Raw genomic sequence first — 20,433 nt, 5'->3', positions numbered from 1 at the left:
GATTCCTTGAGTCGAGGCCGTCGCTATGAATAGCGTTCAGACACATGAGCGCACAGATTGGCTTTGAGCCCACCGAGATCCGTACGGACGAATCAACCCGCACCGCCCGCCTGAAGTGGGTCGTCCTGGTCGATCGCGACCTCGACAAGGGCCGAGCCGCCAACGCCGCCGTCTGCGTGGCCGCGGCGACCGCCACCGGCGTGACCGGGCTGCTCGGCCCGGACGGCAAGGACGCCGCCGGCAACGTGCACCCGGGCCTGCCGTGGGCCGGATGCACGGTTCTCGGCGCGACGCGGGAGGAGATCGCCGACATCCGCGCCCGGGCCACCGAGGGCGTCTTCGTCGCCGACATGCCGGTCGCGGCCCAGGCCACCCGGGTCTACGACGACTATCTGCGCCGGCTGGGCGAGGACGAGGCCCCGGACTACCTCGCGGTGAGCCTGGTCGGGCCGCGGAACCGGATCGACAAGCTGGTCAAGCGGCTGTCGCTCCTCGACTAAATTTCCATTCAAATCACCCCGAACCCTCCGAAGAGCGACGATAGACCGTGGATCGGCGTAGCAGAGGGTACGGAGGAAGTGGCATGTCGCTCAGCGGCGCACATCGGGCGGCGTTCCGGCGCGAAACGCCCCAGGAGGGCCGGGTCTTCTCGATCCGTGACGCCGGGGGCTATCCGGTGGCGAAGGACCCGGACGGGACGACGACGCTGCCGTTCTGGTCGAAGTCGTCCCGCGCGCAGAAGGTGGTCGGTCAGGTCGCGGCGTACCGGAAGTTCGATGTCGTGGAGATCGATCTGGCCGACTGGCTGGGCCGCTGGTTGCCGGGTCTGGAGCGGGAAGGCCACCTGGTCGGGGTCAACTGGGCCGGGCCACGGGCGACCGGCTACGACGTCTCCCCGGGCCAGGTCGCCAGGTGGTTCGCCGAGCCTTCATGACGAGCCCAAACCCTTTGATGGCCCTTTCTGGGACCGATACACATTGCGACAGGCTGACCGTGGCGGCGCAATCGGTCGCGGCACCCCAGAGGGAGAACTCCGATGCTCACCACCCTGCTCCACGAGATGGCGACGCGCTTCTCCTCCCGGCGTGCGGACCACGACAAGGGTGCCACGGCGGTCGAGTACGCCCTGCTCGTCGGCCTCATCGCGGTCATCATCATCTCGTCGGTGACGCTGCTGGGCGGCAACATCGACGCCATGTTCGACGACATCGCGAACCAGCTGAGCGGCGACTCCTCCACCACCTGACGCACGCGGAGGACGGGGCGGCCGCCGTCGAGACGGCGATCGTGCTGCCCCTGCTCCTGCTCATCCTGTTCGGCATCATCGATTTCGGGATGCTGCTCAACCGGCAGATCCTGCTCACCGAGGCGGCCCAGGCCGGCGCCCGGGCCGCCGCGTTCGGACAGTCCGACGTCGGCGGCCGGGCCGCGTCGGTCCTCGGCGACCAGCCGTCGTCGGTCAGCGTCACGTCCTGTCCGGCCGACGCGACCGCCGACCAGGACGCCCGCGTCACCCTGACCTACCGCTACCAGGCGAAGACCCCGCTGGGCAGCCTCATGCTGCTGTTCGGCCAGAGCGCGGCCGACACGTTCGAGCTGCGCGCCACGGGCGTGATGGCATGCGCCGGCTGAAACCCGGTGGTCGCGCAGCGCGGTATCCGCGGGCCAGATACCGTGCGGACCTACCACTGACCCACGACCGCGACGACGACGGCGCGGTGGCCGTTCTGGTCGCCATCCTGTTCGGCGGCGGGGTGCTGCTCGGGCTGGGCGCACTGGTCATCGACGTCGGGCTGATCGCGCACGAGCGCGAGCAACTGCAGGGCGGTGCGGATGCGGCGGCGTGGGCGGTCGCGGCTTCCTGCGTGCGTACGCCGGCCACGTGCGCCGCCCAGCAACCGCTGGCGCAGCGCCAGGCCGACGGCAACGCCCGCGACGGCCGGTCGGCCGCCTCGGTGACCGTCTGCGCCACCGGCTGTGGCGGCGAGCCCCGCGGGCGTACCGAACCCTGCCCGGCCCTGCCCACCGCCCTGACCGCGTCGTTCGCCGAGGTCCGCACCGAGACCCGCGACGGCGGCGGCGGCACCCTGCTGCCCCCCGTGCTCGCGCAGACCATGGCCGGTGGGTACGCCGGTACCACGGTGGCCGCCTGCGCCCAGGTCGCGTGGGGCGCCCCGGCCACCGGCACCGTCCTGGCCCTCGCCGTCTCGCACTGCGCCTGGGCCGACGCCACCCAGAACGGCGCCGTCTACCCGTCCGCCACCGGCGCCCTGGCCGCCGGCGGCACCAGCCCGGCGTCCTGCGGCCAGAACTTACCGACTAGTTGGTCGGCAACTACCGGCTACACGTCGTTCGCGGTCGACGGGAGCTGCGAGCGGACGTTCGACACGGCCGACACCGTGACCGCGCCGGCCGCCCCGGCCGACTGCACCGCCGCCCTCGACGCCGCCCGGAGCAGTGGGGAGCCGGTGCTTCTGCCGGTCACCGACGCGGTGCGCGGCAACGACTACCGGATCAGCGGCTTCGCGTCCTTCGTGGTCATCGACGACGACCCGCTGACCGGACGGTTCGAGCAGCGGATGACGCCGGTCAACGGACAGCTCCCGGGCGACGGGCGCGACTACGGCGCCACGTACCTCACGCGGATCGGATGAAGGAGGCTCACATGCGCCGACGGGTTCTCATCGTGCTGGTCGCCCTGGTTCTGGGCGGGCTGAGCGCGATGGCCGTGCTGGTCTACGCCCGCGGCGCGGACCGCCGGGCCGTGGCCGACCGCCAGGGCGTGTGGGTGATGCTCGCCCAGGACCGCATTCCCCGGGGTACGACCGGCGCCGAGATCCGGTCGGGCAAGCTCGCCGAGCGGGTGCTGATGCCGGCGTCCACGGTGCCGGAGGGCGCGCTGACCGACATCGACGGCAAGCTGGACGGCCGGCGGCTCTCGGCCGACCTGCTGCCGGACCAGATGCTGATGCGTGGCCTGTTCACCGGCCCCGGCGACGTTCCCGCGGCGCAGGTGGGGGTGCCGGACGGCAAGCTCGCGGTCAGCGTGGAGGTGACGATGGCGCCGGGCGTGGCTGAGAAGGTCACCGCCGGGGACACGGTCACCGTCTTCGTGACGTACCCGAAGGACTATCCGCCGAGCGGGCAGAAGACGCGGGTGCTGCTTCCCGAGGCGACCGTGATCAGCATCGCCAACGGGCCGCCGAGCGACGTCACGCCCGCCCCGACGGCGAGTTCCCGGCTGTCGGTGTTGAACCGCCGGCCGGCCGACTCGTACCCGGCGACCCTGGCGGTGGATCAGAGCCAGGCGACCCGGCTGGTCCACGGGGCGCAGACCGGCCTGATCTACCTGGGCCTGATCGGGGCGGGCACGTCGATCAACCCGTCGGCCGCGGTCGACTACGACAACATCTGGCCGAAGGGGGTGACCCCGTGACCTACTACGTGTACGTCGAGCCGGATCCCGAGCGACGGGCGGCGTCCGGCGAGGCCTACGCCGACCACGGCTTCGACGTCGTGCACGACCTGGCCGACCTGGCCGAACACCTGTCCCGGAACCCGGAGACGCTGCTGGTCGTCGTGGGCGCCACGGTGGACCTGGAGGCGGTGCTGACGTTCACGGCGTACCAGCGGGTGCAGCGGCCTCTGCTCGGCGTGGTCCTGCTGCGCCCGACCGTCGAGCCGGACGTGCTGTCCCGGGCGATGCGTTCGGGTGTCCGCGAAGTGGTTCAGGAGCTGGACTGCGAGGGCATCCGCCACGCCTCGGCCCGGTCGGTGGACCTGTCCAAGGCGCTGAGCACGACGATGCGCGGCCACGACGCCGCCCGCACCGCCAGGGTGATCACCGTGTTCGCCGGCAAGGGCGGCTGTGGCAAGAGCGTGGTGGCCACCAACCTGGCCGCGGCGCTGTCCGCCCAGGGCACCCGGCGGGTCCTGCTGGTCGACCTGGACCTGCAGTTCGGCGACGTGGCGATCATGCTCCAGCTGCCGCCGGCCCGGAGCATCACGGACGCGATCGGGATGGCGGGACGGCTCGACGAGACCGGACTGCGGTCGGTGCTCACCGCGTACCGGCCGAATTTTGATGTTCTGCTCGCGCCGGCCAGCCCGGCCGAGGGTGAGCACGTCGGCCGCGACCTGGTCACCGAGGTCATCGGGGTGGCCCGGGGCATGTACGACTTCGTGGTGGTGGACACCCCGCCGTTCGTCACCGACCAGGTGCTCGCGGCACTCGACCTGTCCGACTGGTTCGTGCCGATCGTGACGCCCGACCTGCCCACCCTGAAGAGCATCCGGCTCACCGTGGAGATGTTCGACCTGCTGGAGTACCCGCGCGAGCGCCGGCTGGTGGTCTTCAACCGGGCCGACTCGCAGGTGGGTCTGACCGTGGAGGACGTCGAGGAGGCGGTCGGCGCCCACCTGTCGGTGCACATGCCGTCGTCCCGGGACGTGCCGGTGTCGGTGAACAAGGGCATCCCGATCACCCTGGACAACCCGACCCATCCGGTGAGCAAGGCGATGCGCCGGCTGGCCGACCGCTGCGCCGGCGTCGCGGGCAGCCCCGAGGAACCGGTCGCGAGGCGGCGGCTGTTCGCGTTCGGGCGGAAGCGGTGAGCCTGGCCGCGCGGATCGCCGGGCGCGCCCGGACGCCGGAGGCCGCGCCGCCGCTCGACGGGACGCCGGGGCCGGTCTCGGCCACCACCGAGCGCTATCGCGCGGCCGGCCTGCAGGCCGGGGACAGCATCACCGAGGTGCGCCTGCGGATCCAGCGCCGGCTGGCCGACGAGCTCGGCCCGACCCTGTACTCGACCAACGCGCCGGCCGAGGACCTGGAGGAGCGGGTCCGCCAGGCGCTGACCGAGCTGATCACCCGGGAGGAGACCCCGCTCGCCGGCGCCGACAAGGCCCGCATCATCCGCGAGGTCACCGACGACGTGCTCGGCCACGGCCCGATCGAGTCGCTGCTGCGCGACCCGTCGGTGAGCGAGGTGATGGTCAACGGCCACGACCACGTCTGGGTGGAGCGTTACGGCCGGCTGGAACGGGCCGAGGTCGAGTTCGACGACGAGGCGCACCTGCGGCGCGTCATCGACCGGATCTGCTCCCGGGTGGGCCGCCGGGTCGACGAGGCCAGCCCGATGGTCGACGCCCGCCTGCCCGACGGCAGCCGGGTGAACGCGGTGGTGCCGCCGATCGCCCTGGACGGCTCCTCGCTGACCGTCCGCAAGTTCGCCACGTCCCCGCTGACCGTGGCCGACCTGATCCGGCACGGCACGCTGACCCGCAAGACCGCCGACTTCCTGGCGGCGTGCGTCCGCGGCCGGCGCAACGTCGTGGTCAGCGGCGGCACCGGCTCCGGCAAGACCACGATGCTGAACATCCTGTCCGGCTTCATCCCGGCCGACGAGCGCATCGTGACCATCGAGGACGCCGCCGAGCTCCAGCTGCGTCAGGAGCATGTGGTGCGGATGGAGGCGCGCCCGCTCAACTCCGAGGGCCGGGGCCTGATCGCGATCCGCGATCTGGTCCGCAACGCGCTGCGGATGCGCCCGGACCGGATCGTGGTCGGCGAGGTCCGTGACGCCGCCGCGCTGGACATGCTCCAGGCGATGAACACCGGCCACGACGGCTCGCTGACCACCCTGCACGCCAACGCCCCGCGCGACGCGGTGTCCCGGATGGAGACGATGGTGCTGATGGGCGGCCTGGAGCTGCCCGTCCGCGCGATCCGCGACCAGGTGGCCTCGGCCGTCGACCTGATCCTTCACGTGAGCCGGCTCAAGGACGGCAGCCGGCGGATCACCCACATCAGCGAGGTTGTCGGCATGGAGGCCGACGTGGTGGGCCTGCAGGACCTCTTCCGGTACGACTTCAGGTCGGCGAAGGGCGGGCTCAAGCCGACCGGCGTCCGGCCCCGGTTCACCGACGACCTCGCCATCTACGGCGTGACCCTGCCGCCGTCGCTGTTCACGGCCGGGTCGCGATGATCGCGGCGATCGTCCTGGCCGGCGCCGCGGTCACCCTTCTCACCTGGATGGTGCTCGACGCGGCGGTCGGCCGCACCGCGTTCCAGCGCCGGCTGACCATCCTCACCCGGTTCGCGGTACGCCGGCCGGAGCGCAAGGGCCGCCTGCTGGCCGCGATCCGCGCCGCCGCCTCGCGGGCCGGCGAGTGGCTGACCCGGCTCACCCGGCTGGACAACCACGACCTGCTGGACGCCGCGGCGGTGCCGATCCGGCCGGCCGAGTGGCTGGTGATCCGGGTCGGCGCCGCGCTCGGCCTGGCCCTGCTGCTGTCCGTCCCGCTGCCCTGGTGGCTGGGGCTGCCGACCGGCCTGCCGGCCGGGTTCCTGGTGCCGAACGCGCTGCTCACCGGTCGGATCGAACGCCGCAAGAGGATGTTCGCGCAGGAGCTGCCGGACACCCTGCAGCTGGTCGTCAGCTCGCTGCGGGCCGGGTTCACGCTCCAGCACGGCATCGAGGCCTCGGTGCGGGACAGCACCGGGCCGGTGGCCGCCGAACTGCGCCGGGCGCTGTCCGAGACGCGGCTCGGCGGAGAGCTGGAGGAGGCGCTGGTACGGGTGGGCACGCGCACCGGCAACGCCGACATGAAGTGGCTGACCATGGCGATCAAGCTCCAGCGCGAGGTCGGCGGCAACCTGTCCGAGGTGCTCCAGACGACCGCCGACACGATGCGCGAGCGGGAGCGGCTGCGGCGCAGCGTGCAGGCGCTGAGCGCGGAGGGCCGGCTGTCGGCGACCATCCTGGTGGCGATGCCGCTGCTGATCGGGGCGTGGATGTTCCTGTTCCGGCGCGACTACGTACGCCCGCTGGTCGCCGAGCCGCTCGGCCTGGCCATGCTGGCCGGCGCCGGCCTGCTGATGATCGTCGGCATCCTCTGGCTGCGCCGCGTGATCCGGGTCGAGGTCTGACATGGCCATGCTGATCGTGCTGGCCGTGGCCGTGCTGTCGGCCGCCGCCTCGGTGAGCCTGGTCGTGCTGGCCGTGGCGATGCCGCCGACGCGGGGCGAGCGGCTGCTGCGGACGCTGGCGGAGTTCGGGCGTACCCGGGGGAAGTTGATCGACGACCGTGGCCCGCGCTGGGACGAACGCCTGCGCCGCTCGGTCGTGGACGGGCTGGACCGGCTCGGTCGGACGGTCACCCCGCCGGGCGCGCGGGCGCGGCTGAGCCGGCTGCTGGACTATGCCGGCAACCCGGACGACCAGCCGCTCGAGGTGGTGATCCGGCGCCGTGGGCTGCTGCTGCTCGGGGTGGGCGCGGGCGGCGCGCTGTCCGGCGCGATCGTGGCCGGCCCGGTGGGCGCGCTGCTCGGCGCCCCGGCCGGCGCGGTGCTCGGCCTGTTCGTGACCGACCTGGCCCTGCACGACCTGGGCCGCAAGCGGCAGCGGGAGCTGGCCGCGTCGCTGCCGGACGTGCTGGACGCGATGGTGATCGGGGTGGAGGCCGGGCTCGGCCTGGACGCGGCCATGCAGCAGGTGGCCGAGAACCTGACCGGCCCGATGCCCGGCGAGGTCAACCGGGTGCTTCAGGAGATGAGGATCGGCATTTCGCGTACGGAGGCCCTGCACGCGCTCTCCGGCCGCACCACGGTCCGCTCGTTGCAGAGCTTCGTGACGTCCGCGGTGCAGGCCGGCGAGCTGGGCGTGCCGATCGCCAACGTGCTCCGGGAGCACGCTCGCGACCAGCGGATAAAGCGTCGTCAGGCGGCCGAGGAGCGGGCCCAGAAGGTGCCGATCAAGCTCCTGTTCCCGGTGCTGTTCTGCCTTTTTCCGGCGACTTTCGTGGTGATCCTGGGTCCAGGGGTGCTTCGCCTGCTGGAGGCGCTGGGTCGCTGACGCGCGCCGTCAGCTCGCCCTGCCGATTCCCGTTCGGCGTATCCGGGCCCTGTGACACTTGTCGCGATTCGCCGGGAATCCACCGACCGGTGATTTCCGGCCGGGAGGTCATGGAGCGCGTCCCGGGACGAGCCCTATGCTTGCGCCACTGCAAACAGAGGAGAAGTCGGGTGCGGAGCCTCCAGATCCTGGTCGTCGACGATGACGACGCCGACGCACTGATGATCGAGGAGGCGCTCGGCGCGACCGAGCGCAACACCACGGTCATCCGCGTGGCCGACGGCCGCGAGGCACTCGAATACCTGAACCGCGAGGGCCAGTACGCCGACGCCCACCGGCCCGACCTGATCCTGCTCGACCTGAACATGCCGCGGATGGACGGCCGCGAGACCCTGGCCGCGATCAAGTCCGACGACCGGCTCAAGGCCATCCCGGTGGTCATCCTGACCACGTCCGGGGCGGCGCCGGACATCGTGTCGAGCTACCAGCACCGCGCCAACGCCTACGTCACCAAGCCGTTCGGCCTCGACGAGTTCGAGGCCACCGTCCGCCAGATCGACAAGTTCTACCGCGAGGTGGCCATCCTGCCCCGGCAGGACTGACTCACACGCAGGCGCCACACTCCGGCTTGGTGTAGGCGCTCGGCGGCACGATCACGGCGAACCGGCTCACCACGGGATCGGTCACGGCCAACGGCTCCATGACGATCGTGCCCGCGTCACCGATGGCATCGAGCCGGACACAGGCCACCCGCACGGTGTGGCCGGTGATCAGGCAGGCCGCCTGGATCACGCCGGAATCGAGTCGCAGGCCGTCGTCCTCCCACCCGAACGTCTGTCCGACCCATGGGTCGCCGTGGGAACGCATACGGGCCCGGCCGTCGCCGGCCACCCGCGAACGGTGGGTCGAGTAGACCGCGATCGCCCAGCGCCCGGCGGCCACCGCGGCGGCGTCCTCGCCGGCGCAGGCCTGGACGCTGAAGGTGATCGGGGTGCGAGCGGGATCCGTGTCGGTCCGCTCCCCCGGGCCGACGCTCCCCTCGGCGCAGATCGGCCGGCCGGGCCAGGCCAGCGATGGCTCGGCGGCCGCCGGCGTCGGCGCCGCGACCACCGCCAGGGTCACGACGACGGCGGCGGCGAGCCACCCACGTGTGAACATCGGTCTTCTCCTCGGTGGGCGAGCCATCACACGCAGGCGCCGCACTCCGGCTCGGGCTGGTTGTTCGACCCGACGATCCTCGGGGTGGGTGCGACGAGCGGGTCGTCGACGGCAAGGGGCTGGGTCACGATGGTGCCCGCCGGGCCGACCGCGTCGATGCGGAGGCAAGCGAGCCGGTTGAACTGATTCGTCACCAGGCAGGTCGCCCGCAGGCGCAGAACGCCGTCACGGATCCCGTAAGGCGTCGTCCCTCGGTTGAACGTGGGCGCGATACCGAACCGGTAACCGTTCGCCCCGAGTTCAGCGCCGGTGTCGTAGAACCTGGCCAGCCCCCAGCGCCCCCGGTCGGCCACCGCCTGGGTGGTTCCCTCGCACGGGGTGATGGTCACCTGCAGGGGGGTCTCGACCGGGTCGCCGGTCCGCGGGCCAGCGGTCAGGGTGCCGGTGGCACAGATCGGGCCGCCGGGCCAGTACGCGTCCCCGGCCAGGCTGGGCCGGGCGCCGATCAGGGTGATCGCCGCGGCGAGCACGGGCACGATGATGATCGGCAACCATCGACGACGGGACATCAGCGGTTCTCCTCGCAGGTTGCGGGTGGCATCGGGGTCTGGCGGGCGGCGCCGAGGACCATGCCGAGCTGGAAGCGGTTCTCGACGCCGAGCCGGTCCATCAGGTTGCGCATGATCTTGGTGACGAGGCGGGTGCTGATCCGCATGCGGGCGGCCGCGCTCAGGTCGGTGTAGCCGAGGGCGAGCAGCGAGACCAGCTCCCGCTCGCGATCGTCCAGGGTGATGTGCGGCATCCCGTGCTCCCGCGGGTCGGTGGCCTGCGCCCAGTGCTGTTCGAAGAGCGTGACCAGCGCGCGGACCACACCCGGCTGGCTGATCTCCAGGTAGCCGCGTTCCAGGTCGGCCGGGTCGGCCGGGAACAGCACCTGCCGCCGGTCGATGACCAGCAGCTTCATCGGCATCTCGGGCGCCTCGCGGTAGCCGAGGAACGGGTGGTCCAACACCGTGGTGTCCACGTGCAGGTCGCGGTCGGCGGGCGGGAGGCCGAGCACACGCATGCGTACGCCACGCTCGATGATCTGCCGGCTCAGCGGCGCCGCCGCCCGGGCCGAGGCGGCGTCGAACGACTGTTCCGTGTTGATCGCCAGGTGTTCGACCCGCTCGGCGGCCATCAGCTCGGCCAGCCGGCGCCGGGTCAGCTCGCGGGTCGGCAGGTAGCGCACGCCGTCGCCCAGCTCGCCGCCGAGCGCCGCCACGCCGTGCCGTCCCGCCATCCGTCGGACGACCGCGTGATGTGTACGTACCTGAGCATCTCGATCGGCCGGGCGGAGCCGGCGGCGGCGCAGCGCCTCGACCACCTCGGCCGGCGGCCGCGGCGCCCAGACCGACCGATCGCCGGCGGCCGCACCCACCGCCCGCAGCTCGGCGAGCGCGTCCTCGACCCGCCGCGCCGGGAGGCCGAGCTCGACGGCGAGCCCGTGCGCGTTCCGGGCACCCATCGTCACGAGGGTGCGATAGATGAGGTCGGCGTCGCTCGACAAACCCCACCGTGCGAGATCCGGCACCGCCGCACCGATCGCCACCGACATCCGACGCGCCATCGACACCCCCCAATGACCTGGCCGGGGTCATGGAACCACAGGGGACGGCACGGGACTACCCCGGTCCGTTTTGTCGGCACGCCGTGCGGTTTTCCGCACGATCCGTTTCCGGTCGGCCGGAGCGTGGTGCACTGCCCCGCATGCAAAAGCGAATGGCGCATCGGGCCGGCCTGGTGATGGCCGCGGTGACGGCCCTTCTCGGGGCGGTCGCGACACCCGCCGCGGCGGCCGGGCGGATCAATCCCGGCGGGACCCGCTTCTACGACAACCAGCTGGTGATGTGCTACGTCGAACGATGGGGCGGCACGTTCTACTGCGACAGTCATACCCGCTGGATCACGCCGTACGACACGATCCAGGACTTCGTGATCGGCACCGACCGCAACGTGTGGACGAAGTGGAACACCGAGACAGCCACGTCCGAATGGGTCAACATGGGCGGCAACTGTGATCCGAACGGCCCCGGGGGCGGGCTCGAGAAGAGCGCGTACCACGACCGGTGGAACATGGTCATCAACTGCTGGGGCCTGAACGACCACCGGTGGTGGCACCGCACGCGCTACTCCAGCGGCAGCTGGGATCCGGCCTGGATCCAGGGCTGGAAAGAGATCAAGCCGTAGGGCGTCAGCCGGCGGAAGGGGCGGGCCAGGACCAGCCCAGTCGAGGTCCTGACCGCCCCTTCCTGGTCAGGCGTGCCAGCGGAGCACGGCCGCGCCCACGGCCATGCCGCCGCCGAAGCCGGCCAGCAGGACCAGGTCGCCGTCGCGCAGGGCGCCGGAGCGGGCGGCCGCGTCCAGGGTGACCGGCACCGAGGCGCTGCCCACGTTGCCGTAGCGCTCCAGGGTCAGGTGGGTGGTCGCGCCGTCCAGTGAGGCCAGGTCGACCAGCTCGCGCAGCATCACGCCGTTGGCCTGGTGGGGCACGAAGTGGTCGATGTCCTTGGCGTGCATGCCGGCCCGCTCCAGCATCCCGGCCAGCACCGGCGGCACGTGCTCGGCGACGAACTCGCGGACGCCGCGTCCGTCCATCCGGAAGAAGTGGTCGCCGTTGTCCACCGTCTCGTGCGAGGCCGGCTTGCGGCTGCCGCCCGCCTCGACCCGGATCAGCTGGTGCGCGGCGCCCCGGCTGACCAGCTCGGTCTCGAGGATGCCGTAGCCCTCGGGCACCGCGCCGACCACCACCGCGCCCGCGCCGTCGCCGAAGAGCACGGCCGTCCGCCGGTCGTTGAAGTCGAGGATGCGCGAGTAGACGTCCGAGGCGATCACCAGCACCTTGGCGTCCGGCTGGACGGCCACCAGGCTGCGCGCCATCGACAGGGCGAAGACGAAGCCGGCGCAGACCACGTTGATGTCGAAGCACGCGGCCCGGTCGGCGCCGATCAGCCCCTGCACCAGGGTGGCCGTCGGCGGTTGCGGAGAGTCACCGGTGGAGGTGGAGACGATCACGTAGTCGAGGTCGCCCGCGGCCAGGCCGGCCGCCTCCAGAGCGGGGATCGCGGCCTTCGCGGCGAGGTCCGAGGCGGCCTCGTCGGGCGCCGCGAACCGGCGCGCCCCGATCAGCGTCTTACGCGCCACCCAGTCCGGATCAGCCCCCGGGACCAGGGTTGCCAGTTCGACGTTGGTCACCTCCCGGTAAGGAAGGTACGAACCGGTGCCGAGGATTCCGACGTCCACGGACATGCCACCACCCAACGAGAAAAGGCGGCAGTCCACCGAATGCTGCCGTCCTTCGATCGTCGATCAGTAGTCACCCAGCGTCATCACCCGCAAGGTCAACACGGTCGTCCGGTCGGCCCCCGGTTCACGACGACCGTCGGCGACCAAAGGTCCCCCGGACAGCCGAAAGGCCCGGTGCGTACCCGCACCAGGCCCTTCTGGGGTGGCTGTCTGGTTGTCTAGCTGTCGGCGCGGTCGCGGAAGGTCCAGCTGCTGTCCGCGGTCGGCATCCGGCGCGGGCCCTGCGGGCCGATCCGCCGGGTGTCCTCGTCGCTGTCGGCCCGGGACTGCGCGGCCTTGTCGGCCTGCTCGCGTTGCAGCGATCCGAGCCGCTCGCCCAGCGACGGCGGGCCGCCGATCGGCTGCTGCGGCGGCACCGGCGGCGGCTGGTACTGCCGCTGCGGCTGGCGCTGCTGCACCGGACGCGGCACCGGCGCGGGCTGGGCCGCGGCCGGTCGCTGCTGGGGCGCGGGCGGCCGCTGCTGGGGCGCGGGCGCCGATCGCTGCTGCGGCACGCCGCCGAACACCGGGCGGGCCGGGGCCGGGGCGGGCGCCGAGCCGTCCTGCCGGGCCGCCAGGTACGCCAGCCCGGCCAGGTCCTCCTCGGTCGGCGCGGCCATCAGCGCGTACAGCAGGCCGAGCACCGCGAACACCACGGTCAGCCCGATCGGCAGGAGCAGTTGCGTGGCGGTGGCGCCGGAGAGCGGCGTGCCCGACGGCTCGAGGCGGACCGACATGGCGGACATGCCGGTGAAGTGCATGCCGTTCACGGCCACGCCCATGATCAGGGCGGCGGCCAGGATGGCCACGGGTTTGCGTACGGTCACGGCCAGCCACAGCGCGACGGCCGCGGCGACCACCGCGATGCCGATCGACATGCCGACCCGGGTGGCGCTGTAGTCGATCTCGCCGTCCAGGTGCATGGCCGCCATGCCGGTGTAGTGCATGCCCGCCACGCCCAGGCCGGCCAGCACGCCGCCGATGATGATCCGCAGCTGCTGGGCGCCGCTGCCGTACAGCGCGAGCGCCAGGCCGATGCCGACCGCCACGATGCCGAGCAGGGCGCTCGCCGCGGTCAGGCCGACGTCGTACCGGATCGGCGTGCCGACCACGTCGAACCCGAGCATCGCCACGAAGTGCATGGTCCAGATGCCTGTGCCACCGATCGCGACCGCCGCCAGGATCAGCCAGAAGTTACGGGCCCCGGAGCTGGCCGCGGTGCGGAACCGCACCGCGCAGGTGAGGCCCAGCAGGGACCCGAGCACCGAGAGCACGTAGCTGACTGAGGGCGTCACCCATCCATGAGCCAGGTGATGGATCTCCGCCATGATCCAGCTTCCCCTTCGTTTGTTAACCGCGATGCATGATGCCTGCACCGGCCCCCATCTGCATAACTGTGGGATGCGGACGGGTCAGAAGCAACCCTTCGGGCCAGGTGCGCGGCACCGTTCGCACGAGTCGAGGGGTCGTTATATAAGGCAATCCTGATATTGTCGGACCATGCACGCGTTCGACGTCCTGGGCGACCCGGTCCGGCGGCGCATCCTCGAGTTGCTGGCCGACGGCGAGCAGTCCTCGGGCGCCGTCACCGCGATCGTCCGGGAAGAGTTCGGCATCACCCAGCCGGCCGTCTCCCAGCACCTGAGGGTGTTGCGGGACAACGGTTTCGCCACCGTGCGCGCGGAGGGCACCCGCCGCCTCTACGCGGTCGACGACAGCGCCCTGCGCGAGGCGGACCAGTGGCTCGGCCGCTTCCGCCGGCTCTGGACGCCACACCTCGACGCGCTCGCCACCGAGATCGCCCGGGGCAAGCGGGAGCGGCGGCTGGCCGCCACCGCCGAGGCCGACGGAACGGACGATTCGCCCGGCCAGAAATTCATCTCCGATTAACCGATGAATTTCGGTAACCAGCACGGTCCTTCCTGCGTACCCGAGAACACCAGGAGGAACCGATGACCGAGACCGACCTGATCACCGTGCCCGGCGGCAAGCTCTTCATCCAGGTCCGCGGAAGCGGACCGGCGCTGGTGCTGACCGGTTCGCCGATGGGCGCGCGGTTCTTCGAGCCGCTGGCCGAGGCCATGGCCGGCGACCACACCGTGGTCACGCACGACCCGCGGGGCATCGGCGCCAGCACGCTCGACGACCCGGACCAGGACTCCACGCCCGACCTGCGGGCCGACGACCTGGCCGCGGTGCTCGACGCGGTCGGCGCCGGCACCGCCGACGTGTTCGGCTCCAGCGGCGGGGCGGTGACCGGGCTCGCGCTGGTCACCCGGCATCCGCGCCGCGTGCGTACGCTCGTCGCCCACGAACCGCCCGTGCTCGACCTGCTCCCCGACGCGGCCGCGCGGCACGCGACGACGGACGAGATCATCCGCACGTTCCACGCTCACGGCGCCGGGCCCGCGTTCGGCCTCTTCATGCGGACCGCCGGCTACGACCTGGCCGATATGCCGGACATGCCGCCGCCGTCCGAGCAGGACATCAAGGACAACGAGCGGTTCTTCGCGTACGAGTTGCGCGGCACCACCACCTACGTGCCGGACATCGCGGCCCTGACGGCCGGACCGGCCCGCATCGTCGTGGGCATCGGCGCCGGGTCGGGCGGGCTGCTGACCCACCGCACGTCGGCCGCGCTGGCCGAGCGGCTGGGCGTCCCGATGACCGAGTTCCCGGGCGACCACGGCGGCTTCATCCCGCTCGCCGCCGCCTTCGCCGAAAGGTTGCGCCAGGTCATCGACTGATCCCTGGCCTTCGCCGCTCTCCTCGACGACCCCTTGCGCCACCGCCTCGCCCCCGCCTGAGCGATAGGCCACAGTGACGCGCGGGGATATTCCGGGGGCCCAAACTAGACCCGGTTGGCCGACGCCGCTCGGGAAGACTTCGACGGCGCCAGCGCCGAAGAGACCGTTCGGGCGCTGCTCGACGAGCATGCCCAGCTTCGGTCGATTCGGGCGATGGACGCCTTCCGGGCCACCGACCCGGCGGGCTACGCCTCCTACCTCACCGAAGCCGAAGATCTGATCTCCGCCGACGGCCCGCTCGGTGGCGACGGAACGGCAGCCGCGTAACTAGCCCGCGGCGCGCCGTGGCCGATGCGCAATCTCCGGCACAGGACCGGTGAACACGCTCGATGCCACTCAGAGGTTCGTCCGTCGATCAGTCGGAGCGGCGGCCGAACTCGATGGTGTCGAGGTCGCCGTGGAACTGGTCGGTGTCGATGTCGGACTGGGTGGCGTTGATGCGCTTGCCGCCGATGACGACGGAGCCGGTGGGCATGATGCCGGCCATGCGGACGGTCTGGAAGCGCGGCACCAGCAGCGGGATGCCGGTGGCCGGGTCGTCCACCCGGATCGAGAAGAGCACCCGCGCCTTGCGGCTGCAGGTGACCCGGTACCAGCGGCCGACGGTCATCTGGAAGTTCTCCGGGCCGGCCGGCAACAGCACCACCTGCGTGCCGTCGGACCAGCGGCAGGACGGGCGGCCGTAGTCGACCTGGAGCTTCCACTGGCTGAGGCCGGCGCCGGCCGCCCCGAACTGGAAGACGTTCATGCCGGCGGCCGGTGACGGTGGCTCGGTGAGGCGGATGTCGGCGCCGTACACAAAGCGGCCCTCGCCCTCGCTGCCCGGGACCAGCGTGACCGTGCTGGTCGGGCGGATGACGCCCTGCGGGCAGGGTGCGACCGTGCAGCTGCCGCCGGGGAAGCGGAGGAAGGGGCCACGGCCGGGCTCGGACGGTGTCGTGACCGTGCCCGTGCCGCCGGTCGCGATGGCGCCGTGCACGGCGTTGCCACTGGAGTCGGCGACGAGGGCCGGCCCGGCCAGATCACCGGCGTAGCGGAGTTCGAGCTGATCACGTGGCCAGGCCAACGAGGTGGCGACGAGGACGGACGACAGCGCGGCAACCAGAGTCTTCATGGGAGAAGTGCAGCTCACGGCCGGGGCGGGACGATGGACAACGGGTCCGATGTCACCCGGCCTTGACAGTCTTACATACTGCATACAGGATACCGGAATGACGGACGCGCTGTGGTCGTACGACGTCAATCTGTCGATGCTCTTCACCGAGGTGCCGCTGCTGGACCGGCCGGCGGCGGCCCGTGCCGCCGGGTTCGAGGCGGTCGAGTTCTGGTGGCCGTTCGCCTCGGCCGACCCGCCGGCGGCCGAGGTCGACCGGTTCGTCGCGGCCATCGCCGACGCCGATGTGCGCCTCGTCGCGCTCAACTTCTTCGGCGGTGATCTGGCCGCCGGCGATCGCGGGCTGGTCTCCTGGCCCGGCCGTACCCGCGAATTCCTGGACAGCGTCAACGTGGCCGTGGACATCGGCGTACGCACCGGGTGCCGGACGTTCAACGCGCTCTACGGCAACCGGCTGCCCGGCGTCGACCCGGGGCGACAGGACGACATCGCGATCGAGGCGCTCGCACACGCCGCCCACTTCGCCGGGCGGATCGACGCGCAGCTGGTGATCGAGCCGCTGAGCGGGGTGCCGCGCTATCCGCTGCGCAAGGCGGCCGACGCGCTCGCCGTGATCGACCGGCTCCCCCGCCGTGACAACCTGCGCCTGCTCGCCGACCTCTACCACCTCGCGGTCAACGGCGACGACCTCAGCACCCTGCACAAGCTGACCCCACGGATCGGGCACGTGCAGATCGCCGACGCCCCGGGCCGGCACGAGCCGGGCACCGGGTCGGTCGACCTGATCGGTGTGGTCGACCGGCTGGTCTCCCACGGCTACCGCGGGCACGTCGGCCTGGAGTACGCCCCCAGCACGGACACCACGAGCAGCTTCGGCTGGCTGAACCGGGAGGTCGTGTCATGAACATCGGTTTCGTCGGGCTGGGAATCATGGGATCGCCGATGGCCAGCCACCTGATCGCGGCGGGACACCGGGTGGCCGGCTTCGACGTGCAGCCCGCCCCGGTGCGGCAGCTCGGCGCGATCGGCGGGCGGGCGGCGGCAAGTGTCGGCGACGCGGTGGCCGACGCCGAGGTGGTGATCACCATGCTGCCCGACCACACCCACGTCGAGCAGGTCGCGTTCGGCGAGGACGGAGTGCTGGCCCGGGCCAAGCCGGGCACGCTGCTGATCGACATGAGCACGATCCGCCCGGAGACGTCGGTCGCGGTGGCGCGGGCGGGCGCCGAGCGTGGCCTCCGGGTTCTCGACGCACCCGTCTCCGGCGGCGAGGTGGGTGCCAAGCAGGCGACTCTGTCCATCATGGTCGGGGGTACGCCGGACGACGTCGCCGCCGCGCGCCCGATCCTCGAGGTGCTCGGCCAGAACGTCGTGCACGTCGGCGACCACGGCGCCGGCCAGGTCGTGAAGGCGGCCAACCAGCTCGTCGTGGCCGGCGTCTACGGGCTGGTCGGCGAGGCCATCGTGCTGCTGGAGGCGTCCGGCGTCGACCCGGCCAAGGGCCTCGACGTGCTGGCCGGCGGGCTGGCCGCGAGCCGGATCCTCGACCTCAAACGCGCCTCGATGATCGCCCGCGAGTTCCAGCCGGGCTTCCGGATCGACCTGCACCACAAGGACATGGGCATCGTGCTGGACGCCGCCCGCCGCGCGAACGTGGCGCTCCCGCTCTCGGGGCTGGTCGCCCAGCTGGTGGCGGCCGCGCGAGCGATGGGCCACGGCGGCGACGACCACTCCGCGCTGCTGACCGTGACGACGGCACTCTCCGGCCGCGAGTGACCGTTGCCCATACGCGCTCAGAGCAGCTCTGAGCGCGTATAGGCAACACCGGCGCTTCCCTCCGTACCCCGCAGAAAGGTTTTGCCATGCCGAAGGTCCCCGCCATGCAGGCCGTCGTCGAGGTGCTCCGCTCGGAGGGCGTAACCACGGTCTTCGGCTGTCCCGGCGCCGCCATCCTGCCGCTCTACCACGCGATGGAGGCCGACGGCCGGATCGAGCACCTGATCGTGCGCCACGAGGAGGGCGCCACCCACATGGCCGACGGCTGGTCCCGTACGACCGGCAACGTGGGCGTCGCGATCGGCACGTCCGGCCCGGCCGGCACCAACATGATCACCGGGCTCTACACGGCCCAGGCCGACTCGGTGCCGATCATCTGCGTCACCGGTCAGGCGGTGTCGGCCAAGCTGCACCAGGAGGCGTTCCAGGCGGTCGACATCGTGGCCGTCGCCGAGCCGGTGACCAAGTGGGCGGTGCAGGTCAAGGAGGCGGCCCAGGCGCCGTGGATCTTCCGGAAGGCGTTCCAGGTGGCCCGGTCGGGGCGGCCCGGCCCGGTGCTCATCGACCTGCCGCTCGACGTACAGAAGGAACTGATCGAATGGGACGCGTCGGTGGACGCGCCGCTGCCGGTGACGCCGGTCCGCCCGCACCTGCCGCGCGTCGAGAAGGCGCTCGACCTGCTGCTCGCCGCCGAACGCCCGCTGATCCTGGCCGGAGGCGGGGTGATCCTGGCCGACGCGGCGGTCGAGTTGCGCGACGTGGCCGAGCAGTTGCGGGTGCCCGTACAGGTGACGCTGATGGGCAAGGGCGCGCTCGACGACGATCATCCGCTGCACGCCGGCATGACCGGGATCCAGACCTCGCAGCGGTACGGCAACGCGTCGTTCCTGGAGTCCGACCTGGTGCTGGCGGTCGGGGCGCGGTTCGGCGACCGGCACACCGGCGCGCTCGACGTCTACCGCGGCGACCGTAAGTTCATCCACGTCGACGTGGAGCCGACCCAGATCGGCCGGGTGTTCGGCCCCGACCTGGGCGTGGTCTCGGACGCCCGGATCTTCCTGCGTGAGCTGCTCGCCGCGGCCCGGCGCCGGTCAGCTACCTGCGAAACGACAAAGTGGCTCACGCGGATCGACGAACTGAAAAGGACCCTCACCCGCCGCGAGGACTACGACGACGTGCCGGTCAAGGCGCCGCGCGTCTACAAGGAGATCAACGAGATCTTCGGGCCGGACACCTACTTCGTCACCGCGATCGGGCTCTACCAGATCTGGGGCGGGCAACATCAGAAGGTGCACGAGCCGCGCCGCTACCAGGTGTGCGGGCAGGCCGGACCGCTCGGCTGGGAGATCCCGGCGGCGATCGGCGTGAAGAAGGCGGCGCCGTCGGCCGAGGTGGTCGGCGTGGTCGGCGACTACGGCTTCCAGTTCCTGGTCGAGGAGCTGGCCGTGGCCGCGCAGTACGACATCCCGTTCGTGCTGATCATGCTGAACAACGAGTACCTCGGGCTGATCCGGCAGGCCGAGCTCCCGTACGCGATCAACTACGAGGTCGACATCCACTACGACACGTACGGCACGGACAACGTCAAGATCATGGAGGCGTACGGGTGTTCCGGCCGCCGTGTCCTCGACCCGGGTGACATCCGGGACGCCATCGAGTGGGCGCGTAAGGAGGCGGCCCGCACCAGCCGCCCGGTCCTGGTCGAGATCATGATCGAGCGCGAGGCGAACACCCCGCACGGCGCCGCGATCGACGCGGTCAGGGAGTACTCGTGAGATAGGCGGTCAGCATCCGCACCATCTCGTCCTCGAGCCGCGACTCGTCGAGCGGATTGGTGCCGGCCGCCAGCTGATGGACGACCACCTCGACGGTGGCGACGATCATCTGGGCGGCGGTGCCGGTGTCGGCGACGCGCACCTCCGGATGGCTCTCCAGCAGCGCCCGCACCTCGGCGACCCGCTCGCGCTGATACCCCTCGAGCCGGCTGACCAGCCCCGGCGACCACGGCGCCTGCTCGATCAGCATCCGCAGCAGCCGCGGGTCGTCCCGGTGGTTGTCGATCGCGGTGCGCACGAACAGCCGCACGATGTCGGCCAGCCGTTCCGGTTGCTGGTTCGCGTGGTACGTCGCGACGCCGGCGTCGAGGTGCTGGGCCAGCAGGCCGGCCAGGATGGCGCCCTTGTTCGGGAAGTACTGGTACAGCGACCCGATCGACACCCGGGCCCGCTCGGCGATGCGGTTGGTGGTGCCGGCGGCGTACCCGTGCTCGACAAAAACGTGAGCAGCCGCGGCCAGGATCCGCTGCCGGGTGAGTTCCGCCCGCACCTGTCGCGGCTGCTTACGAGGCTCCACGTCGCGCATGCGCCCCTCCTCTGCGAAAGCGAGTTTCCAAGAAGGC

25 protein-coding genes are annotated in these 20,433 nt (G+C 71.7%); 18 read left to right on the top strand and 7 right to left on the bottom strand.

Going from position 1 to position 20,433, the window contains the following annotated elements; all coding sequences use genetic code 11:
* Positions 1-44 precede the first annotated feature (44 nt).
* The 11 genes from AB0O15_RS44370 to AB0O15_RS44320 all read left to right on the top strand — a co-directional run bounded on the left by AB0O15_RS44370 (position 45) and on the right by AB0O15_RS44320 (position 8,458).
* Positions 45-500: a DUF2000 domain-containing protein gene (locus tag AB0O15_RS44370; protein WP_364332966.1), complete on the top strand. Its 456-nt coding sequence runs from the start codon at positions 45-47 to the stop codon at positions 498-500.
* A gap of 83 nt (positions 501-583) precedes the next feature.
* Positions 584-934 carry a DUF2750 domain-containing protein gene (locus AB0O15_RS44365; protein WP_364332963.1) on the top strand — a complete coding sequence of 117 codons (351 nt, stop codon included), beginning with the start codon at positions 584-586 and terminating at the stop codon, positions 932-934.
* A 102-nt stretch (positions 935-1,036) separates the two neighbouring features.
* Positions 1,037-1,246 (top strand): Flp family type IVb pilin, encoded by a 210-nt coding sequence (locus tag AB0O15_RS44360; protein WP_364332960.1) that lies wholly within the window; start codon positions 1,037-1,039, stop codon positions 1,244-1,246.
* Positions 1,243-1,632: a TadE/TadG family type IV pilus assembly protein gene (locus AB0O15_RS44355; protein WP_364333013.1), complete on the top strand. Its 390-nt coding sequence runs from the start codon at positions 1,243-1,245 to the stop codon at positions 1,630-1,632. Before AB0O15_RS44360 ends, AB0O15_RS44355 begins: the two co-directional genes overlap by 4 nt.
* Before the next feature lie 86 nt (positions 1,633-1,718).
* The gene (locus tag AB0O15_RS44350; protein ID WP_364332957.1) at positions 1,719-2,654 is read left to right on the top strand and encodes a pilus assembly protein TadG-related protein; all 936 of its coding nucleotides are present in this window, start codon (positions 1,719-1,721) and stop codon (positions 2,652-2,654) included.
* A gap of 11 nt (positions 2,655-2,665) precedes the next feature.
* Positions 2,666-3,436, top strand: a complete 771-nt coding sequence (locus tag AB0O15_RS44345; protein WP_364332954.1) for an RcpC/CpaB family pilus assembly protein — start codon at positions 2,666-2,668, stop codon at positions 3,434-3,436.
* Entirely contained in the window at positions 3,433-4,614 is a 1,182-nt protein-coding gene (locus tag AB0O15_RS44340; protein ID WP_364332951.1) for a P-loop NTPase, read from the top strand. The genes AB0O15_RS44345 and AB0O15_RS44340 overlap by 4 nt, the downstream gene beginning before the upstream one ends.
* Positions 4,611-5,987 (top strand): CpaF family protein, encoded by a 1,377-nt coding sequence (locus AB0O15_RS44335; protein ID WP_364332949.1) that lies wholly within the window; start codon positions 4,611-4,613, stop codon positions 5,985-5,987. The genes AB0O15_RS44340 and AB0O15_RS44335 overlap by 4 nt, the downstream gene beginning before the upstream one ends.
* Complete coding sequence (locus AB0O15_RS44330) at positions 5,984-6,931, top strand: type II secretion system F family protein (RefSeq protein ID WP_364332941.1); 948 nt, start codon at positions 5,984-5,986, stop codon at positions 6,929-6,931. The genes AB0O15_RS44335 and AB0O15_RS44330 overlap by 4 nt, the downstream gene beginning before the upstream one ends.
* A gap of 1 nt (position 6,932) precedes the next feature.
* Positions 6,933-7,856 carry a type II secretion system F family protein gene (locus AB0O15_RS44325; RefSeq protein ID WP_364332938.1) on the top strand — a complete coding sequence of 308 codons (924 nt, stop codon included), beginning with the start codon at positions 6,933-6,935 and terminating at the stop codon, positions 7,854-7,856.
* A gap of 170 nt (positions 7,857-8,026) precedes the next feature.
* Entirely contained in the window at positions 8,027-8,458 is a 432-nt protein-coding gene (locus tag AB0O15_RS44320) for a response regulator (RefSeq protein WP_364332935.1), read from the top strand.
* 1 nt (position 8,459) lies between these two features.
* On the opposite strand, the gene AB0O15_RS44315 is transcribed toward AB0O15_RS44320, so the two are convergent.
* The 3 genes from AB0O15_RS44315 to AB0O15_RS44305 are packed head-to-tail and all read right to left on the bottom strand — an operon-like array spanning position 8,460 to position 10,623.
* Positions 8,460-9,014, bottom strand: a complete 555-nt coding sequence (locus AB0O15_RS44315; RefSeq protein WP_364332933.1) for a hypothetical protein — start codon at positions 9,012-9,014, stop codon at positions 8,460-8,462.
* Positions 9,015-9,040: 26 nt separating this feature from the next.
* Positions 9,041-9,583, bottom strand: coding sequence for a hypothetical protein (locus tag AB0O15_RS44310; RefSeq protein WP_364332930.1), 543 nt, complete (start codon positions 9,581-9,583; stop codon positions 9,041-9,043).
* On the bottom strand, positions 9,583-10,623 hold the full coding sequence (locus AB0O15_RS44305) for a helix-turn-helix domain-containing protein (protein WP_364332927.1): 1,041 nt from the start codon (positions 10,621-10,623) through the stop codon (positions 9,583-9,585). Before AB0O15_RS44305 ends, AB0O15_RS44310 begins: the two co-directional genes overlap by 1 nt.
* 140 nt (positions 10,624-10,763) lie before the next feature.
* On the opposite strand from AB0O15_RS44305, the gene AB0O15_RS44300 reads away from it, so the two are divergent.
* Complete coding sequence (locus AB0O15_RS44300; protein WP_364332924.1) at positions 10,764-11,243, top strand: hypothetical protein; 480 nt, start codon at positions 10,764-10,766, stop codon at positions 11,241-11,243.
* A 66-nt stretch (positions 11,244-11,309) separates the two neighbouring features.
* Here AB0O15_RS44300 and AB0O15_RS44295 read toward each other — a convergent pair whose 3' ends face one another.
* Positions 11,310-12,302: a ketoacyl-ACP synthase III gene (locus AB0O15_RS44295; RefSeq protein ID WP_364332921.1), complete on the bottom strand. Its 993-nt coding sequence runs from the start codon at positions 12,300-12,302 to the stop codon at positions 11,310-11,312.
* Between the two features lie 215 nt (positions 12,303-12,517).
* Complete coding sequence (locus AB0O15_RS44290) at positions 12,518-13,633, bottom strand: MHYT domain-containing protein (protein WP_364332918.1); 1,116 nt, start codon at positions 13,631-13,633, stop codon at positions 12,518-12,520.
* Between the two features lie 205 nt (positions 13,634-13,838).
* Here AB0O15_RS44290 and AB0O15_RS44285 point away from each other — a divergent pair, with 205 nt between their 5' ends.
* The 3 genes from AB0O15_RS44285 to AB0O15_RS44275 all read left to right on the top strand — a co-directional run bounded on the left by AB0O15_RS44285 (position 13,839) and on the right by AB0O15_RS44275 (position 15,412).
* On the top strand, positions 13,839-14,228 hold the full coding sequence (locus tag AB0O15_RS44285) for a metalloregulator ArsR/SmtB family transcription factor (RefSeq protein ID WP_364332915.1): 390 nt from the start codon (positions 13,839-13,841) through the stop codon (positions 14,226-14,228).
* A 62-nt stretch (positions 14,229-14,290) separates the two neighbouring features.
* Positions 14,291-15,085 carry an alpha/beta hydrolase gene (locus AB0O15_RS44280; RefSeq protein ID WP_364332913.1) on the top strand — a complete coding sequence of 265 codons (795 nt, stop codon included), beginning with the start codon at positions 14,291-14,293 and terminating at the stop codon, positions 15,083-15,085.
* Between the two features lie 114 nt (positions 15,086-15,199).
* Positions 15,200-15,412 carry a hypothetical protein gene (locus AB0O15_RS44275; protein ID WP_364332910.1) on the top strand — a complete coding sequence of 71 codons (213 nt, stop codon included), beginning with the start codon at positions 15,200-15,202 and terminating at the stop codon, positions 15,410-15,412.
* Between the two features lie 88 nt (positions 15,413-15,500).
* On the opposite strand, the gene AB0O15_RS44270 is transcribed toward AB0O15_RS44275, so the two are convergent.
* Positions 15,501-16,259 carry a hypothetical protein gene (locus tag AB0O15_RS44270; protein WP_364332907.1) on the bottom strand — a complete coding sequence of 253 codons (759 nt, stop codon included), beginning with the start codon at positions 16,257-16,259 and terminating at the stop codon, positions 15,501-15,503.
* 97 nt (positions 16,260-16,356) lie between these two features.
* Between AB0O15_RS44270 and AB0O15_RS44265 the strand changes: the two genes are divergently transcribed.
* The 3 genes from AB0O15_RS44265 to gcl all read left to right on the top strand — a co-directional run bounded on the left by AB0O15_RS44265 (position 16,357) and on the right by gcl (position 19,810).
* The gene (locus AB0O15_RS44265; protein WP_364332904.1) at positions 16,357-17,163 is read left to right on the top strand and encodes a TIM barrel protein; all 807 of its coding nucleotides are present in this window, start codon (positions 16,357-16,359) and stop codon (positions 17,161-17,163) included.
* On the top strand, positions 17,160-18,035 hold the full coding sequence (locus AB0O15_RS44260) for a 2-hydroxy-3-oxopropionate reductase (protein ID WP_364332901.1): 876 nt from the start codon (positions 17,160-17,162) through the stop codon (positions 18,033-18,035). The genes AB0O15_RS44265 and AB0O15_RS44260 overlap by 4 nt, the downstream gene beginning before the upstream one ends.
* Positions 18,036-18,121: 86 nt before the next feature.
* A complete protein-coding gene (gene gcl / locus AB0O15_RS44255) occupies positions 18,122-19,810 on the top strand; it encodes a glyoxylate carboligase (RefSeq protein ID WP_364332898.1) in 1,689 nt (562 codons plus the stop codon).
* On the opposite strand, the gene AB0O15_RS44250 is transcribed toward gcl, so the two are convergent.
* Positions 19,794-20,396, bottom strand: a complete 603-nt coding sequence (locus AB0O15_RS44250; RefSeq protein WP_364332895.1) for a TetR/AcrR family transcriptional regulator — start codon at positions 20,394-20,396, stop codon at positions 19,794-19,796. The genes gcl and AB0O15_RS44250 overlap by 17 nt on opposite strands.
* Between the last annotated feature and the right edge of the window lie 37 nt (positions 20,397-20,433).

The organism is Actinoplanes sp. NPDC089786, from assembly GCF_040684855.1.
Classification (GTDB): Bacteria; Actinomycetota; Actinomycetes; order Mycobacteriales; family Micromonosporaceae; genus Actinoplanes.
The sequence above is the reverse complement of the archived record's forward strand: the minus strand, read 5'-3'. Positions and strand labels throughout refer to the sequence as shown.

Bases quoted from the DNA above. Each gene is read 5' to 3' on its own strand.
- AB0O15_RS44285 (WP_364332915.1), top strand. From the start codon at position 13,839: ATGCACGCGTTCGACGTCCTGGGCGACCCGGTCCGGCGGCGCATCCTC.
- AB0O15_RS44370 (WP_364332966.1), top strand. From the start codon at position 45: ATGAGCGCACAGATTGGCTTTGAGCCCACCGAGATCCGTACGGACGAA.
- gcl (WP_364332898.1), top strand. From the start codon at position 18,122: ATGCCGAAGGTCCCCGCCATGCAGGCCGTCGTCGAGGTGCTCCGCTCG.
- AB0O15_RS44360 (WP_364332960.1), top strand. From the start codon at position 1,037: ATGCTCACCACCCTGCTCCACGAGATGGCGACGCGCTTCTCCTCCCGG.
- AB0O15_RS44265 (WP_364332904.1), top strand. From the start codon at position 16,357: ATGACGGACGCGCTGTGGTCGTACGACGTCAATCTGTCGATGCTCTTC.
- AB0O15_RS44345 (WP_364332954.1), top strand. From the start codon at position 2,666: ATGCGCCGACGGGTTCTCATCGTGCTGGTCGCCCTGGTTCTGGGCGGG.
- AB0O15_RS44270 (WP_364332907.1), bottom strand. From the start codon at position 16,259: ATGAAGACTCTGGTTGCCGCGCTGTCGTCCGTCCTCGTCGCCACCTCG.
- AB0O15_RS44330 (WP_364332941.1), top strand. From the start codon at position 5,984: ATGATCGCGGCGATCGTCCTGGCCGGCGCCGCGGTCACCCTTCTCACC.
- AB0O15_RS44365 (WP_364332963.1), top strand. From the start codon at position 584: ATGTCGCTCAGCGGCGCACATCGGGCGGCGTTCCGGCGCGAAACGCCC.
- AB0O15_RS44325 (WP_364332938.1), top strand. From the start codon at position 6,933: ATGGCCATGCTGATCGTGCTGGCCGTGGCCGTGCTGTCGGCCGCCGCC.
- AB0O15_RS44305 (WP_364332927.1), bottom strand. From the start codon at position 10,623: ATGGCGCGTCGGATGTCGGTGGCGATCGGTGCGGCGGTGCCGGATCTC.
- AB0O15_RS44300 (WP_364332924.1), top strand. From the start codon at position 10,764: ATGCAAAAGCGAATGGCGCATCGGGCCGGCCTGGTGATGGCCGCGGTG.
- AB0O15_RS44295 (WP_364332921.1), bottom strand. From the start codon at position 12,302: ATGTCCGTGGACGTCGGAATCCTCGGCACCGGTTCGTACCTTCCTTAC.
- AB0O15_RS44250 (WP_364332895.1), bottom strand. From the start codon at position 20,396: ATGCGCGACGTGGAGCCTCGTAAGCAGCCGCGACAGGTGCGGGCGGAA.
- AB0O15_RS44260 (WP_364332901.1), top strand. From the start codon at position 17,160: ATGAACATCGGTTTCGTCGGGCTGGGAATCATGGGATCGCCGATGGCC.
- AB0O15_RS44280 (WP_364332913.1), top strand. From the start codon at position 14,291: ATGACCGAGACCGACCTGATCACCGTGCCCGGCGGCAAGCTCTTCATC.
- AB0O15_RS44315 (WP_364332933.1), bottom strand. From the start codon at position 9,014: ATGTTCACACGTGGGTGGCTCGCCGCCGCCGTCGTCGTGACCCTGGCG.
- AB0O15_RS44310 (WP_364332930.1), bottom strand. From the start codon at position 9,583: ATGTCCCGTCGTCGATGGTTGCCGATCATCATCGTGCCCGTGCTCGCC.